The organism is Microbulbifer harenosus (genome assembly GCF_005771435.1).
Lineage (GTDB): Bacteria > Pseudomonadota > Gammaproteobacteria > Pseudomonadales > Cellvibrionaceae > Microbulbifer > Microbulbifer harenosus.
The window spans coordinates 33,369-48,492 of sequence record NZ_VANI01000023.1 but is presented as its reverse complement, the minus strand read 5'-3'; the positions used below and the strand labels follow the sequence as shown (position 1 = coordinate 48,492).

The following is a 15,124-nucleotide window of genomic DNA, read 5'->3' as shown; positions in this document are numbered from 1 at the left end:
TGGGCTTGCTTGCGGCGAGGTACCGAGCATTGCGCTGGTCCCGGCTGTCCTTAATTCCTGCCCTTGTATTCCCCTCCCTCAATCGACCATTTTTTGATTGGGGCTCACCATGAACAAAATTATTCTCGCCGGTGCGGTAGCACTGGCCGCGCAATCCGCGTTTGCGGACACCAACAATTCCGAGAACAACCTGGAACTGATCACCGTCACCGCGAGCCGTGTGGAGGTACCTAAGGCGCAGACGGCGGTTTCCGTGTCCGTGCTCACTGCCGCGGATATCGAAAAACTCGGCTACAGCACCCTGATGGATGTGATCAAAACCCTGCCGGGAATTTCCGCGGCCAACAACGGTGGCCTCGGCAAGGTCAGCAATGTGTATGTGCGCGGCGAGTCCGGTTCCCGCACTCTGGTGCTGGTGGACGGCATCAACGTGGCCGACCCCACCAACACCCAGGTCACCACTCAGTTTCAACACATCCTGGCGAGCGATGTGGAGCGCATCGAAGTTCTGCGCGGGCCGCAAGGGATGATGTACGGTGCCGGCGCCGGCGGTGTGATCAACATCATCACCAAGCGCGCAAGCCAACCGCTGGAGCTGCAATTGAGCGGTGAAACCGGTCGCTACAACACCCACCGGACGCAGGTGGCTCTGCGCGGTGTGCAGAGTGGCTGGAACTACGCGCTCAACCTGAGCCAGCTTGAAAGCGACGGTTTCAATGCGCGGGTGAGCGATACCAGCGGCGAGCGCGATGGTTACGACAACCAGACCGTCAGCGCGAAGCTGGGTTACCAATTCAGCGACACTTTCTCGCTGGAAGGGCAGGTCCGCCAGTTGGACGCGGATACGGGATTTGACAACTGCTACGCAGGTTGGAATCCCAGCAACGACTGCGAAGACCAGTACACCCAGACCAGCTATCAGCTCGCCGGCGATCTGCAACTCGGCAGCGTCGCCAATCGACTGTCTGTTTCCAGTCAGGAACTGGAGCGCGACAGTCTGGCGGAAGGTGTGAGCAGCTACGCGGTGGAGGGTAGCATCGATGAGTTGAACTACTTCGGCAACCTCAAACTGGCTGCCGGCGAACTTTCCTGGGGCGCGGATCTGGATCAGCAGGATTACACCGCTAACGACAGTGATCAGTCATTGGAACTGCTTGGCGTCTTCGGCGAGTGGCGCGGCGACGTGGCTGGCAAGATTTTCTACAACCTGGGTTTCCGACACGACAGTTTCGATGGCGATGACATCCGCGGCGAGACCCACAACAGCTGGCGCGTATCCGCCGCGGTACCGCAACTGATCGGCAGCAACCAGCAGATCAAGTACCGCGCCAGCGCCAGCACCGGCTTCCGCGCCCCGAGCCCCTATGAAACCTCCACCAACGTGGTGAGCGGTGTTGCGCCGGTCAGTCCGGAAACCAGCCGCGGTGTTGAGGTGGCGCTGGAGTACAGTTATGCCGAGCTGCTGCAACTGGAGCTTGTCGCATTCCAGCAGACAGTGACCGATGCCATTGTCTATGTGAATGGTCTCGGTACTGGCTGGGGCGCCTACGCCCAGGACGATGGCGAGAGTGATTCCGATGGTTTCGAGCTGTCGCTTTCCGGCACTCTGGGAGAGGCGGGTCGCTGGCATGCCAACGGTACCTGGCTGGACAGCCGCGATAGCGAAGGCGAGCAGCGCCTGAATGTGGCCGAGAAAGTATATAACCTCGGTGCCAGCTACACGCTGCTGGGCGAGCGCCTGACCCTGGCGGCGAACCTGCGCCATGTCGATGACCGTCTGAGCATCAATCCTTTGGGTGGCGCGCCAGTGGCACCAGACGCCTACAACCGCTTCGATCTGAACGCGGCTTACCAGTTCAGCGAACGCCTGGCGCTCACCCTGCGCGGTGAAAACCTGCTAAACGAGGACTACAGCGAGGTGGCTGGCTTCAACTCTGCCGGCGCTGCTGTGTACGCCGGCGTGCGGTTTAGTCTGAACTAACCCCCGGGAGTGCGGAGCTCCAGCTCCGACAGCGGGCCGCAAAGGCCCGCTCCCTTTCCTGCAAATGTTTTTCCTTCCCCCGGGCGCGCGCTGGCGGCCCGATACTCCACAACCTGTCGGCAATCGTTCCGCATCGGGCCGCCAGCGCGCTTTCGCGCGGCGGTTTCTGTACTCCGTAAGCTGTTATGCTTCTTTCAAATTTTCCGGGTTGATTGATATGTCTGAATCTGAAAACAACAAACAGCAACGCCACAAAGAACGCATGCAGGCGCGCAAGGAAATCGTCGATGCCGGTGTGGCCAAGGCGCTGGAAGAGCGCGGTATCGTCATCGTCTACACCGGCGACGGCAAAGGCAAAACCACCGCGGCAGTCGGCACCGTTACCCGCGCGCTGGGCTATGGCTACCAGGTGGTGGTGGGGCAGTTTATCAAGGGGGTGTGGGAGTGCGGGGAGAAGAACCTGCTTTCACAGCTGGATCCGAGAAAATACCCGTTGCAATGGTACGAGATGGGCACCGACTTTACCTGGGAAACCCAGGATTTCGCGGCGGACAAGGCGGCGGCGCTGGCTCTGTGGGAAAAACTGAAGTCCGCACTTGCCGATAACAGCGTATACCTGGTAGTGATGGACGAGCTGACCTACGCGCTCAACTACAAGTGGCTGGATAAGTCGGAAGTGCTGGAGGCTATCGCAAACCGCCCCCCGGAACAGAGCGTGATCATCACCGGCCGCGGCGCCAAACAGTATCTGGTGGATATAGCGGACACGGTAACGGAAATGAAATCGCAGAAACACGCATTTGAACATGGTGTTTCTGCGCGGAAGGGGGTTGAATGGTGATTACATTGCTGTGTCTATCAGTATGGCGAATATCATAACTGAACCAGAAAGGAAAAAGGTCCAGAAAAAAATAATGGCCAGAACCCGATCAGTGGTATTTGTGTTCTTGAGTAAAATCTCAGAATCGGCGTTCAAAAAAGCCAGCTTTCCTTTTTCCAGAATCTTGTGAAATTTTCTAGGGGTTGCTAATGCTTGGGCGACATTGAAAATATCCCATCCGCTAATGAATTCCACACCCAAATGCGCTTTCGTTATTGGATTTCTTCTTAACTTTCTAACGGTTACTTGCCCAAAGACCACATAAAATACCCAGCCAAGCATAAGCCCGAAGGAAGAAAATAGAATTACATAATTAAGTGTGCCCATTATTTGCTCAGCGCGCCCATAATGTTGTCGTAATATAGCTCGCCATTCTTTTCGAAGTGTCGATCAGCTGCAATAGAGACTGCTGCTGTGCCAGCAATGAGCAGTCCACCTGCAATGACTGCGGCCCAGCCTACCGGTGTCGCGAACATAAAAATGGCAATTCCGGCCTTGGCTGCGATAACGCCCGCTCCGGCACTGGCCGCAAATCGACTGGATTCTATAAACAGATCTCTCTCCCAATCTCCGCCAGCCTTGTAGGAGCTGTGAATTTTCCCTGCTCTCACGCCAAAATCGACAACGGCAAGCCCGTTGCCCAGCAATTTCGTATATTGACTGAACCTGACCAGTTTATGCGCTTCGATCTCACTTGAAAACTGCAGTTTTGCGGCGTTGCGGTTGCTGCTGGCAATATTGGTGCCGCGTTCTGCGCTGGTAAGAGGGCTACCCCGCCGGGAGCGAATGTGACTGGTGACATTGTTCAATTCCGCATTGAATGTCCTCTGCATCCGCATGAAAGCAGCGTGCGCTTGTTGCTTGAGCAGACCATGGTTGCTTGCCCCGCTCAATTTCGCATCGCGGTAGGTAAGCAGTGCTATTTGGTACTCCTTTACCGACTTGGCGAAGCCATTGATGCGCTCCCCGTAAATACTAGTTGAGGCTCCGGTCAATGCGATGTTGTAGTCCTTCAGCTGTTCCATCATCGCGGCTATTGCGATGGTATTGTCCTCGCCGAATGTGAGGGAAAGCTCGGTGACGGGGCGGGCGATGTGGGCGGGGGCGAGTAGGGTTTGGATGCGCTTTCCCTGTGCATCATTGTGTCCGTTCAGCAGATAGGGGATATTGGCTTTTGCGAGCATGGGGTTCGGGCAGTGGAGTTCGGAAAACTGCTGCAGGTTCAGGTTGCAGGCCTGCTGTATCACGGGCGACGAGAGGTTTCTGTTGCAGAGTATGACTGTATTCACTTTCAGGTCCTTTTGAAAATGTATTTGTTTTGCAAAAGGAAATTCTAATGGTGTTGGGCGGATGATTAAATAGAAAACAGAGGTATGGGCGTACCAGTTTGGGGGGGGCGGAGCGGCGCTCCGCTCCGCGAATTTTATTTCGTCAGGCGCAGCATCAACTTCATCATTTTGTCCGCAACTTTTCCATAGGGCGGCATCAGCAGTTTCAGTGGGTCGAGTGGACCCTGGTAAAACACCGGGCGTAGTTTCGAGAAGGTGAGGAAACCTTCGTGGCCATGGTAGTGGCCCATGCCGCTTTCGCCTACGCCGCCAAACGGAATGTCGTGCTGGCCCACATGCAGTACGGCATTGTTCACGCTGACGCCGCCGGACATGACATTATCGATATAGAAATTCTGTAGGTTTTTGTCGCGGGTGAACGGGTAAATCGCCAGCGGGCGGTCGCCGCTGTTGATATAGGCCGCCACTTCCTCGCGGTTCTTGTAGGTTTTGATCGGCAGCAGCGGGCCGAAGATTTCCCGTTTCATCACGTCCATCTCTTCGCTGACATGAATCAGCAGGTGCGCGGGGAATTTTTTCATCGGGTCGTCGCGGCTGCCCTGCCCATCGGTCAGGTCAATCGCGCTTGCACCTTTCTGCACGGCGTCATCCAGGGTCTGCCAGATACGCTGGAACGAGCGCTGGTCGATTACCGAGGTGTAATCCGGGTGCTGAATATCCGGGTAGCGTTTGCGGAATATTTTTTTGGCTTTTTCCACAAAGGCGTCCACTTTGTCTTCCGGCAACAGCAGATAATCGACAGTGGTGCAGATCTGGCCTGCGTTGAACAGCTTCCAGAACAGCACGCGCTCTACGGCGGTGTCGATATCGTAATCGGGACCGACGATGGCCGGGGATTTGCCGCCCAGTTCCAGGGTGACCGGGGTGAGGTTGGCCGCGGCGGCCGCCATCACCTTGCGGCCGGTGGCGCCAGAGCCGGTGAAGATCAGGTGATCGAATTTGAGAGTGGAAAATTCGACGCCCACCCCACCGGTTTCCTCGATAAACACCAATTTGTCTTCCGGAAAATAATCGCCGCTGATACGCGCAAGCAGCGCGGTTAGATTGCGAGAGTTCTCCGACATCTTCACCATCGCCCGGTTGCCGGCGGCGAAGATGTTGATCAGTGGCCCGAAGGACAGATTGATGGGGAAATTCCACGGTACGATTACGCCCACCACGCCGAGCGGCTGCGGGATCACCTTGGTAGACGATGTGGGAAAGGCGGTAAAGTCGATATGCCGGCGCTGGGGCTTCATCCATTTTTTCAGGCGCTTGATGGTGTCCTTGATACCGTCGAGCGCCGGGTAGATTTCCGCAAACAAGGTCTCGTGGTGGGAGCGGTTGCCGTAATCGCGGCTCACCGCCTGTACCAGTTCATCCTGATGTTCGCGGATCATCCGCGCCAGTGCCTTGAGGTCATTAATCCTCTGCGTATGGTCCGGTGCGGGGTTGGCGAGGTGGGCCTGGCGCTGCTTCTCCAGCAGTGACTTCAAGGCTGGAGACTGTCGGGCTTCAGTGGGGGCGGCGATCTCGGTCATGCTAGTGGCTCGCTTGGCTGTGCGGTTATTGTGATTATGCTGCGTGTCTGACGGATGATTGTACGAGAGTCTGCGTCCGCACTCAGGACTTTTGCGGACGGATTTCGAAATACGATACCGGAAACCACCACCCCGGCAGTATCCGCCGCGGTGGTGCTTGACCAAATGAACCAGGCTTTTGACATATTGTGCCGTCGGACCTGTGCGTCAGTCTGCCGATTTGTGCAGTGGCGGTTGTTCGTGCTCTTCGCGACTGAGCGCCGCCAGCGCGGCGAGCAGCGGTGAAACATGCGCTTCACTCAGTTCGCGGGCGATAGCCTCGTTCAGGTCGATGGGACCGGTGACTGGCTGCTGATTACCAAACGCGGTCTGCCAGTCGCTGCTGGCCCGCAAATCAATACTGGCGTCGTCCATGGCAGTGGGTTTTACCGCACAGGCGGACAGGGTCAGGCCGAAGGCGGCCAGGGTGGCGAAGGGGGCCAGGCGCATGTTTCTTTGTCCTTAGCGTACTTATTGACTGCGAATGCACGGTACTGCTGCGCCCGTTAAATCTAGTACAGGAGGAAGGAAATGAAGTATATGGAGGGAAATCCGACGCATGTTTGCACATTTTCGAGGCTTCTGTGCTCGGCCAGCGTTGCCTATGCCGCATGTGCTTAATGGATGTTCGCAGGGTATCCTCTGATGTGCGAGGTCATCAAAGCAATAATAAGAACGGAGCGGTTTGAATGAAGAGAGACATGTCCCTGTGGCCGTAATTGAATTGAGGGGAGTTAGTAAATGCTATGGCAATGGTCCTGCGACAGTGCCACAGCTGGACCTGGAAATTCGCGATGGCGAATTCATGGTGCTGGTAGGGCCGTCAGGCTGCGGTAAATCCACCATTCTGCGTATGATCGCGGGGCTCGAATCCATTTCCGCCGGCGATCTGCTGATTGGCGGTCACCGGGCAAATGATTTACCGCCGAGGGATCGGGATATTGCCATGGTGTTTCAGAATTACGCCCTCTACCCCCATATGAGCGTGTTCGAGAACATGGCTTTTGGCCTGCGGGTGCGCGATTTTCCCAAGCTCGGTATCGAGCGGCGGGTGCGCGATGCGGCGGCGACGCTTGGCCTCTCGGAGCTGCTTGAACGCAAGCCGGGGCAGCTCTCCGGTGGCCAGTGCCAGCGGGTGGCACTGGGCCGCGCCATGGTGCGGGACCCGCAGGTATTTTTGTTCGACGAGCCGCTGTCCAACCTGGATGCGGAACTGCGTGTGCAAATGCGCGGTGTGATCCACCGCCTGCATCGCCAGTTGGGCACCACCTCCGTGTATGTCACCCACGATCAGGTGGAAGCCATGACTCTCGGCTCGCGCATCGCCATCCTCGACCGCGGTGTACTCCAGCAAGTGGGCACCCCGCTGGAACTGTACAACGATCCGGACAACACCTTCGTCGCCGGTTTTATGGGGTCGCCGCCGATGAACCTGGTGCGGGTAGAAGACGACGGGGTGCAGTTGGTTTGCGACCTTCTTACCCTGCCGCGCCCGAAACTGCGGGGGCTGCAACAGCATCTGCTGCTGGGGCTGCGCCCCGAGAAGCTGGTGTACGCGGCCAGCGCCCCCGCCCACTGGCCGCGGCTCCGCGGGGAAATCGAACTGGTGGAGAGCCTGGGCGCCGAGATGCTGGTGCATCTGCGCGCGGGTGCGGACCAGGTGATAGCGCGGCTGCCGGGTTTGCGGGTGTTCACTCTCGGCGATGTGCTGGAACTGGCATTCGACCCCGCGGCGGTGTACCTGTTTGACGCCGCGAGCCAGCAGCGCATTCACCGCGATGGCGCCCGCGCCGGAGTCGGCGCGTGATCATCGCCCCGATTTGTAGGAGCCAGCTTGCTGGCGAAAGCGTGGCTAGATCGAAACCGCGGTGTTCGCCTGCAGGCAGGCTCCTACAAGCACTGCTCTGCCTTCTGATCTTTTTCTCCGGCAAGGTCCTTGCCGCCGAAACCCTGAACCTCTGGCACGGCTATCGCGGCGCCGAGCGCGCTGCCTTCGAGCAACTGATCGAGGACTACAACCGCAGCCAGAGCGATGTTCAGGTCAAGGCGCTCGCGGTGCCCTTCGGCGGTTATGCCGACAAACTCTCCGCCGCACTGCCCCGCGGACAGGGGCCGGATCTGTTCGTGTTTGCCCACGACCGCCTCGGGGGCTGGGCCAGCGCCGGGCACACAGTGGCGCCCATAGATCGCTATGTCGGTGAGCACTTACTCGGCCGCTTTCCGCCAAACCTGATCGAAGCCATGACTTTCGGCGGCGAGCTCTACGGCCTGCCTCTCGCATTCAAGAGCCCGGCGCTGATCCTCAACACCGATCTGGTACAGGCCGCCCCCGCCACAACCGACGCCATGGTGGCCGAGGCCCGCCGCCACACCGACCGCAAGGCGGGGCGCTTCGGCCTCGCCTACAGCTACACCGAGCCTTTCTTTCACGGCGCCCTGATGAACAGCTTTGGCCGCGGCCCGTTTGATCGCGGCGGCAATCTGGATCTCGCCAACAGCGCCAACATCGCCTCCGTGGAAATGCTCGCGCGCTGGGCGCGGCAAGATCGCATCCTGCCGGAGGAGCCCAGCAGTACCCTGGTCACCAGCCTGTTCAACCAGGGCCGTGCGGCCATGGTGATCAGCGGCCCGTGGATGCTGGGGGAAATTGCCCCGGGCGTGAATTACCGGGTGGTGCCGCTGCCCGTCAACAGCGAGAGCGGCTTGCCGCTGGCGCCCTGGGTGGCGGTGGAGGGGTTGTTCCTGTCTCCCTGGTCTGAGCATCCCGCGGCCGCGGTGGCAGTGATGGATTACCTCACCAGCCGTCAGTCCGCGGAAAAAATGGCGATTGAGGGCGGGCAGCTGCCGGCGAATATCAGTGCCTTCGAACACCCGAGTATCGCCACCGACGAGACGGCCATGGCATTTCGTCGTCAGCTGGAAGCGACGGTACCCATTCCCAACCTGCCGGCCATGACTCTGTTGTGGGTACCGCTGGAAAATGTCCTGAAAAAAGTGGTGAAGGGCGCGGCGCAGCCGGAAGCGGAGATGCGCCAGCTGCAGCGCAGCCTGAGCGCGGATCTGGCGCGCCTGGAACGCTCTCGCGCCCGCGGCGAGCACCGGGCACAGATGCCGGCCTGGCTGTGGCTATTGCCCGCTGCCCTGGCACTGGCGGCGTGGTTACTGTGGCGTCGCTACAGGGCGCAACTGGCCGCGGGTTGGCGCACCCACCGCACCGCCTACCTATATATCCTGCCGGCCATACTGGGCATGCTGGTGCTGGTGTTGTTCCCGCTGCTGTACGGTCTGCTGCTGTCGTTTACCGATACCACCGTGTTCAACGAGCACACCCCGCTGTGGTCGCGATTAATAGGGCTCGACAATTACGCGGCGATACTCGGGGACTTTCATTTGTGGCGGGGGCAGGGCAGCGAGCGCAGCCTCGACTTCGATAATTTCTACTGGACCCTGCTGATCACGATCCTGTGGACCGTGAGCAATGTCACTTTGGCGGTGGGCCTCGCGCTGATACTGGCACTGGCGCTGGACAAGCCCATCTTCGGTCGCGCCTGGTTCCGCCTGATCCTGATCCTGCCCTGGGCTATCCCCAACTACATCACCGCACTGGTGTGGAAGGGCATGTTTCACCCTCAGTTCGGGGCTATCAACCAGGGGCTACAGGTACTGGGTATGGCACCGGTGGCCTGGTTCGACTCAATCGGCGCGAGCTTTTTTACCGGGCTGGTGACCAATGTGTGGTTGAGTATTCCGTTCATGATGGTGGTTATCCTGGGTGGCCTGCAGTCGATCCCGCGGGAACTGTACGAAGTCGCCAGAGTGGAGGGTGCCGGGCGCTGGTTCCAGTTCCGCACCATCACCCTGCCGCTGCTGAAACCGGTGCTGATCCCGGCGGTGATCCTGTCGGTGGTGTGGACGTTCAACATGTTCAACGTCATCTACCTGGTAAGCGACGGTGCGCCGGCGGGAGCCAACGATATCCTGATCACCAAGGCGTTCCGCATCGGCTTTGAGAAGTACCAGTACGCCTACGCTGCGGCCTATTCCATGGTGATCCTGGCGCTGCTGTTCTGTTACGCCATGTGGCAGATGCGGGTGAGCCGTACGCTGGAGGCAACCCGATGAGCTCTTCCATTCGTAGGAGCCTGCTTGCAGGCGAACGACTTTGGCAGCGGGCCAGGTTCGCCTGCAAGCAGGCTCCTACACGAATTGCCCGTGACATATTCAGTTGGCGCTTCGCCCTGCTGGTGCTCTCGTCCCTGATTGTGGTCTACCCGCTGCTGTGGGTGGTGAGCCTAGCGTTTTCCGGCCAGCAATCCCTGACCCTGGTGCGCCTGCCCGAAGATGCCGGAATCGCACAGCAGTTGATGGTCCTGATCCCGTTGCCGGAGCATTGGTCTCTGGCCAATTTTCGCGCGGTACTCACCGAGCAGCCATTTCTGCGCTGGCTCGGCAACAGCCTGATTGTGGCTTTCGCCACCACCATCGTCGGCCTGTCGCTGAGCTGTACTGCCGCCTATGCGTTTTCCCGCTTCCGTTTCCCCGGCCGCGCGCGCGGCATGCTGCTGTTTCTGATCTCGCAGATGTTTCCCGCGGTGCTGATGCTGATTCCGCTATATGTGATCGTGGTGCAGTGGCTGGGGCTCGGCAACTCCTGGCTTGGGTTGATCCTGGTGTATTCCATTACCGCGCTGCCGTTCTGTGTTTGGATGCTGAAGGGCTATTTCGACACGCTGCCCTTTGAAATTGAGGAGTCCGCATTGTTGGAGGGCGCCAGCCGCTGGACCATTTTCACCCGTATCATTCTGCCGTTGGCGCGCCCGGCCATCGCCGTTACCGGGCTGTTTGCGTTCATGACCGCCTGGAATGAATTTATCCTCGCTTCCATCTTCATGGATGAGGAATCCCGCTATACCGTGCCGGTGGGGCTGCGTTTCTTCGTCAGCGACTACGCCTCCGAGTGGGGCTTCTTTGCCGCCGGTTCCATTCTGGTATCGCTACCGGTTATGCTCCTGTTTCTTTGGTTACAGCGTTTTCTGGTGTCGGGCCTGTCCGCGGGAGCTGTGAAAGGCTAGAGCCGGTGAGGAGCGCACGAAGATGATCCTCAAGAGAAAACCTGCCTAATGAATATCCCTTTTTTCCCCGGCCCGTGCGCTGCTGAAATGTGCGCTGGCGGTATTGATCGGTAGCGGAGCGACCATGTCCACGATTGCGGCGGCCGAGCCGGAGTTACACGGCGTGCAGTTGTACACACTGCGCAACCAGATGGAAGAAAGCGTACCTGCAACCTTGGCGAAGGTGGCCGATGCCGGCTACCGCACCGTGGAACTTGCCGGATTTTACGGTCACAGCGCCGCAGACGTTCGCAACCTGCTGGAGCGCAGCGGCCTGCGCGCACCGGCAAGCCACTTCCCGCTGGAGCAGATGGAGTCGGACTTCTCCGCAGTGATCGCCGAGGCCAAAGCGCTCGGCAGCCAATATGTGGTGCTGGCCTGGCTGGAGCAGAGCCGGCGCAGTGCCAGCGACTACCGCAAGCTGGTGCAGAACCTGAATGATTGGGGTCGCCAGTGCCGCGACGCCGGGTTGCGCCTTGCCTACCACAACCACGACTTCGAATTCGAGGAAACCGGCGGTTTTGTTCCATACCAGCTGTTACTGGATAACACCGACCCGGCAACGGTGTATTTCGAAATGGACCTGTACTGGATGCACAAGGCCGGGCAGCAGCCTGCGTCGTACTTTGCCCGTTATCCCGGCCGCTTCCCGCTGTGGCACTTGAAGGATGCGGATACCCAGGGCGGCATGGCGGATGTGGGGCAGGGCGTGATCGATTTCCCTGCGCTGCTCAGTCATGCCGCACCGGCGGGGCTGGAATATGCCTTCGTGGAGCGCGACGATGCGGTTGCACCTCACGACAGTATCCAGCGCAGCCTGCGCGCACTAAAACGCTGGGGTTGAGAGTAATTTCGCGGATCCCCCCAATATCAGTCTTCCCACCGCAGATAAATGAGACCGGCCGGTCTGTCCCTGTCTAACAAGTCATTCTGTCGTGCCACGGCCGTGGCCCCACTTTTTTCCACCGCCGCACCATTGTGGGCAGCGGTGCGCTCGCTTGCGGTGCAAAATTGCGCCAGTTCTGTAACTGTCTGATATTTAAGTGTTTTTTCGTTCCCGCTTTGCAGGATTCAAGGTGGGATAGTTCATTTTTTGCCGTTACTGCAAGGTGGGACGACTCATATTGGGACGTGGCGGGAGTATAGCCTCGAGCCAGATCGGGTTATTCTTGCGTGGTCTCGAGGTACCCGATCCCCGGCGAAACCAATAACGAAAATGACGTGACGATGGGGGAGACAACTCCATGAACAGAATGACCGGATTCAAGAAGAATTCCATCGCGGTGGCCATCGCCACCCTGGCCGGCGTCAGCGGCGCCGCCTACGCACAGAGCGAACAGGATGCAGCACTGGAAGAGGTAGTGGTGCTCGGCATCCGCGGCAGCCTCGAAAAATCCATGGATGTGAAGCGCGACGCCAAAGGTATCGTCGACGCTATTTCCGCAGAAGACATCGGCAAGTTCCCAGATACCAACCTCGCGGAGTCGATGCAGCGTATTTCCGGTGTGTCTATCGACCGTGTGAATGGTGAAGGTAGCAAGATCACCGTGCGCGGTCTGGGCCCCGATTTCAACTTAGTGACCCTGAATGGTCGTCAGCTGGCCCGCACCACCGGGGGCCGTTCTTTCGACTTCCAGAATATCGCCTCCGATATGGTTACCGGTGTGGAAGTGGCCAAAACCAGCGACGCCACCCTGCCGTCTGGCGGTATGGGCGCCACCATCAATCTGCTGACGGCGCGTCCATTGAACACCCCCGAGCGCACCATGCGCTTCGCGGTTAAAGGTGTGATGGACGAGTCCTCCGACGATGCAAGCATCACCCCCGAGTACAGTGGCTTCTACTCCGACACCTTTGCCGATGGCAAGTTTGGTGTGGCCATCTCCGGCTCTGTGCAGGAGCGCGAGAGCGGCAGTTCTCAGGCAACGGTACCAGGCGGCTGGTCTGCAGTACCCGGCCAGAATGACAACACCTGGGGCGGCGGCAACGACTCTTGGGGCGGCGTGCCGCAGGAAAACCAAGTCAACCGTCCTGGCGAGGGAGATATTTATTCTTCCCCCCAGAACACTGCCTACAAATTTGAAGAACAGCAGCGCAAGCGCACCAACGGCCAGCTGGTATTGCAATGGGCGCCGACCGACGATTTGACAGCGACCGTTGATTACAATTACTACCAGAACAAGATTGCCAAGCAGTTCAACGATATCTCTGTATATCACGGATGGCAGCCGGGGCAGCAGCAGGGTATTTGGAGTGACGGCCCCATATCTTCTCCGCTAATCTTCTCTGAGTTCTACGGCAGCCCCAGTGATGTGGCTATGGGAAGTGGTAGTACCGCCGAGATTCACGAAGGTGATATGTTCGGTATCAATCTGGACTGGCAGGTCAATGACCGTCTGAGCCTGTTCTTTGACGGCCAGCATTCCGAGGCCGAGCGCCGTCCGGACAGCCCCTGGGGGACCGACAATACGTTCACCCTGGCAGCCATGGTGCGCAACGGCAGCAGTGTGGATTACACCGAAGATCTGCCGGCTATTCATGTCTACACGGACGATGGCATCAAGGCTTCAGACATTGAAGTTACCGGATCCGTATTCACCAACAGTAAAGATCATTCCGAGATCGACCAGTTCCGCTTTGGTGGTAACTTCGAGCTGAACGAGAATAGCGATATCGACTTCGGTATCTCTCGCCAGGAGGTAACCAACCGCTCGCAGTCTGCGTTTGTACAGCGCAACTCCTGGGGTGGTGCCGGCGGCCCAGAAGACTTGCCCGACGATCTGTTCACTGCGCACAGCATCTCCGACCAGTTCGATATGTCCTGGGGCGATTTCTCTGAGCTCGGCGGTCTGCAGCCGCTGGATACCTATTACACATGGAATTTCGAAGCAGTACGCGCTCTGGCCGAAGAGTTGTACAGCAACGATCCGACTGACCTGATCAACAGTAATCGCATGGGTGATTGTGGTACCGCATTCTGTGCCTCAACCGACTACGCCTCTGACACCGACCGCACCACTACTGAGATTTCTACTGCAGTTTACGCACAGTACAATTTCAGTTCCGAAATGTTCAGTATGCCTTATCAAGTGAATGCTGGCCTTCGCTATGAGCAGACGGATGTTGATTCCGTGTCTGTAGTGCCGTCCTACAATGGCGCTATCTGGACCTCCAACAACGAAGTCTCTGTTACCGGTGATGGCTCGCAGGAATATCTGCGTGAAAAAGGTGATTACGACTACGTCTTACCGAGCATTGCGTTCAAATTGGACGTAACCGAAGATCTGGTGGCGCGCGCGGCCGTGAGTGAAGCGATTACCCGCCCGGGATATAACGACATCAAGGGTGGTACAACTGTTGGTACCGTTGCAGCGAATGGTATTGGTGGCGGCTCTACCGGTAACCCGGCCCTATTGCCATTCGAATCGCTTAACTTTGACCTGTCGCTTGAGTGGTACTACGGTGACACCAGCTACGTGTCTGCAGGTCTGTTCCGTAAGGAAGTATCCAACTTTATTAGTACGGACAAGACCGATAAAAATGTTTTCAATATCCCTAACCCGGTTGAAGGTGCTCTTGCCGCTGAGGCTCGTGCTGCCGGCTTTAATACGGCGGATCAAATCCGTATGTATATCGCGGAGAACTATGCGGATAGCCCATTTGTAACCGTTGGCTATCTTGAGGACGGCAGTATCGATCCAAGCAAGATCGCTATTGCCGGTAATCCAGATACCGATCCCGATATGATTTTTCGCGTGGATACACCGGTAAATGGCGATGTCGACAACACCATCGACGGTGTTGAACTGGCAGTGCAGCATATGTTTGGCGAGTCGGGCTTCGGTTTACAGGCGAACTACACCCTGGTTGACTCAGAGCTGGAATATGATCCCTTCCTGTTGGTGGACCAGGAATCCATGGTTGGCCTCAGCGACTCCGCCAACCTCGTAGGCTTCTATGACAAGAATGGCTTCCAGGCGCGTATCGCCTACAACTGGCGCGACGAGTTCTTGAGCTCCCGCGGCCAGAGCACCGGCGCCAGCCCGCAGTACACTGAAGCCTACAGTCAGATCGATCTGAATGTGAGCTACGAGTTGCCACAGCTGGAGGGGATGCAGGTATTTCTGGAAGGCATCAACGTCACCGATGAATACATCCGTGTTCACGGCCGTGCCGACAGCCAGATTCTGGGGCTCTACCAGGGCGGCGCACGCTGGCAATTGGGCGCCCGCTACGCCTTCTAA

General features: G+C 58.2%; 11 protein-coding genes. 7 read left to right on the top strand and 4 right to left on the bottom strand.

The window, feature by feature from the left end; all coding sequences use genetic code 11:
• Window positions 1-109: 109 nt before the first annotated feature.
• The gene (locus FDY93_RS18265) at window positions 110-1,981 is read left to right on the top strand and encodes a TonB-dependent receptor plug domain-containing protein (RefSeq protein WP_138237193.1); all 1,872 of its coding nucleotides are present in this window, start codon (window positions 110-112) and stop codon (window positions 1,979-1,981) included.
• A 217-nt stretch (window positions 1,982-2,198) separates the two neighbouring features.
• Window positions 2,199-2,822: a cob(I)yrinic acid a,c-diamide adenosyltransferase gene (cobO, locus tag FDY93_RS18260; protein ID WP_138237192.1), complete on the top strand. Its 624-nt coding sequence runs from the start codon at window positions 2,199-2,201 to the stop codon at window positions 2,820-2,822.
• On the opposite strand, the gene FDY93_RS18255 is transcribed toward cobO, so the two are convergent.
• The 4 genes from FDY93_RS18255 to FDY93_RS18240 form a co-directional block, all read right to left on the bottom strand.
• A complete protein-coding gene (locus FDY93_RS18255) occupies window positions 2,823-3,188 on the bottom strand; it encodes a hypothetical protein (protein ID WP_138237191.1) in 366 nt (121 codons plus the stop codon).
• The gene (locus FDY93_RS19635; protein WP_220446244.1) at window positions 3,188-4,150 is read right to left on the bottom strand and encodes a hypothetical protein; all 963 of its coding nucleotides are present in this window, start codon (window positions 4,148-4,150) and stop codon (window positions 3,188-3,190) included. Before FDY93_RS19635 ends, FDY93_RS18255 begins: the two co-directional genes overlap by 1 nt.
• Window positions 4,151-4,284: 134 nt before the next feature.
• Complete coding sequence (locus FDY93_RS18245; protein WP_138237190.1) at window positions 4,285-5,730, bottom strand: coniferyl aldehyde dehydrogenase; 1,446 nt, start codon at window positions 5,728-5,730, stop codon at window positions 4,285-4,287.
• Between the two features lie 207 nt (window positions 5,731-5,937).
• Window positions 5,938-6,219, bottom strand: coding sequence for a hypothetical protein (locus FDY93_RS18240; protein ID WP_138237189.1), 282 nt, complete (start codon window positions 6,217-6,219; stop codon window positions 5,938-5,940).
• Between the two features lie 259 nt (window positions 6,220-6,478).
• On the opposite strand from FDY93_RS18240, the gene FDY93_RS18235 reads away from it, so the two are divergent.
• From FDY93_RS18235 to FDY93_RS18215, 5 genes are all read left to right on the top strand, one after another.
• The gene (locus tag FDY93_RS18235) at window positions 6,479-7,576 is read left to right on the top strand and encodes an ABC transporter ATP-binding protein (RefSeq protein ID WP_138237188.1); all 1,098 of its coding nucleotides are present in this window, start codon (window positions 6,479-6,481) and stop codon (window positions 7,574-7,576) included.
• Window positions 7,577-7,617: 41 nt separating this feature from the next.
• A complete protein-coding gene (locus FDY93_RS18230) occupies window positions 7,618-9,891 on the top strand; it encodes an extracellular solute-binding protein (RefSeq protein ID WP_171019036.1) in 2,274 nt (757 codons plus the stop codon).
• Complete coding sequence (locus tag FDY93_RS18225; protein ID WP_246068642.1) at window positions 9,888-10,841, top strand: sugar ABC transporter permease; 954 nt, start codon at window positions 9,888-9,890, stop codon at window positions 10,839-10,841. Before FDY93_RS18230 ends, FDY93_RS18225 begins: the two co-directional genes overlap by 4 nt.
• Before the next feature lie 124 nt (window positions 10,842-10,965).
• Window positions 10,966-11,724, top strand: coding sequence for a sugar phosphate isomerase/epimerase family protein (locus FDY93_RS18220; protein ID WP_138237186.1), 759 nt, complete (start codon window positions 10,966-10,968; stop codon window positions 11,722-11,724).
• 400 nt (window positions 11,725-12,124) lie between these two features.
• On the top strand, window positions 12,125-15,124 hold the full coding sequence (locus tag FDY93_RS18215) for a TonB-dependent receptor (RefSeq protein WP_138237185.1): 3,000 nt from the start codon (window positions 12,125-12,127) through the stop codon (window positions 15,122-15,124).

Excerpts from the sequence above, each read along its gene's own strand:
- FDY93_RS18215 (WP_138237185.1), top strand. The coding sequence starts at position 12,125 with ATGAACAGAATGACCGGATTCAAGAAGAATTCCATCGCGGTGGCCATC.
- FDY93_RS18225 (WP_246068642.1), top strand. The coding sequence starts at position 9,888 with ATGAGCTCTTCCATTCGTAGGAGCCTGCTTGCAGGCGAACGACTTTGG.
- FDY93_RS18220 (WP_138237186.1), top strand. The coding sequence starts at position 10,966 with ATGTCCACGATTGCGGCGGCCGAGCCGGAGTTACACGGCGTGCAGTTG.
- FDY93_RS18255 (WP_138237191.1), bottom strand. The coding sequence starts at position 3,188 with ATGGGCACACTTAATTATGTAATTCTATTTTCTTCCTTCGGGCTTATG.
- FDY93_RS18265 (WP_138237193.1), top strand. The coding sequence starts at position 110 with ATGAACAAAATTATTCTCGCCGGTGCGGTAGCACTGGCCGCGCAATCC.
- FDY93_RS18245 (WP_138237190.1), bottom strand. The coding sequence starts at position 5,730 with ATGACCGAGATCGCCGCCCCCACTGAAGCCCGACAGTCTCCAGCCTTG.
- cobO (WP_138237192.1), top strand. The coding sequence starts at position 2,199 with ATGTCTGAATCTGAAAACAACAAACAGCAACGCCACAAAGAACGCATG.
- FDY93_RS18240 (WP_138237189.1), bottom strand. The coding sequence starts at position 6,219 with ATGCGCCTGGCCCCCTTCGCCACCCTGGCCGCCTTCGGCCTGACCCTG.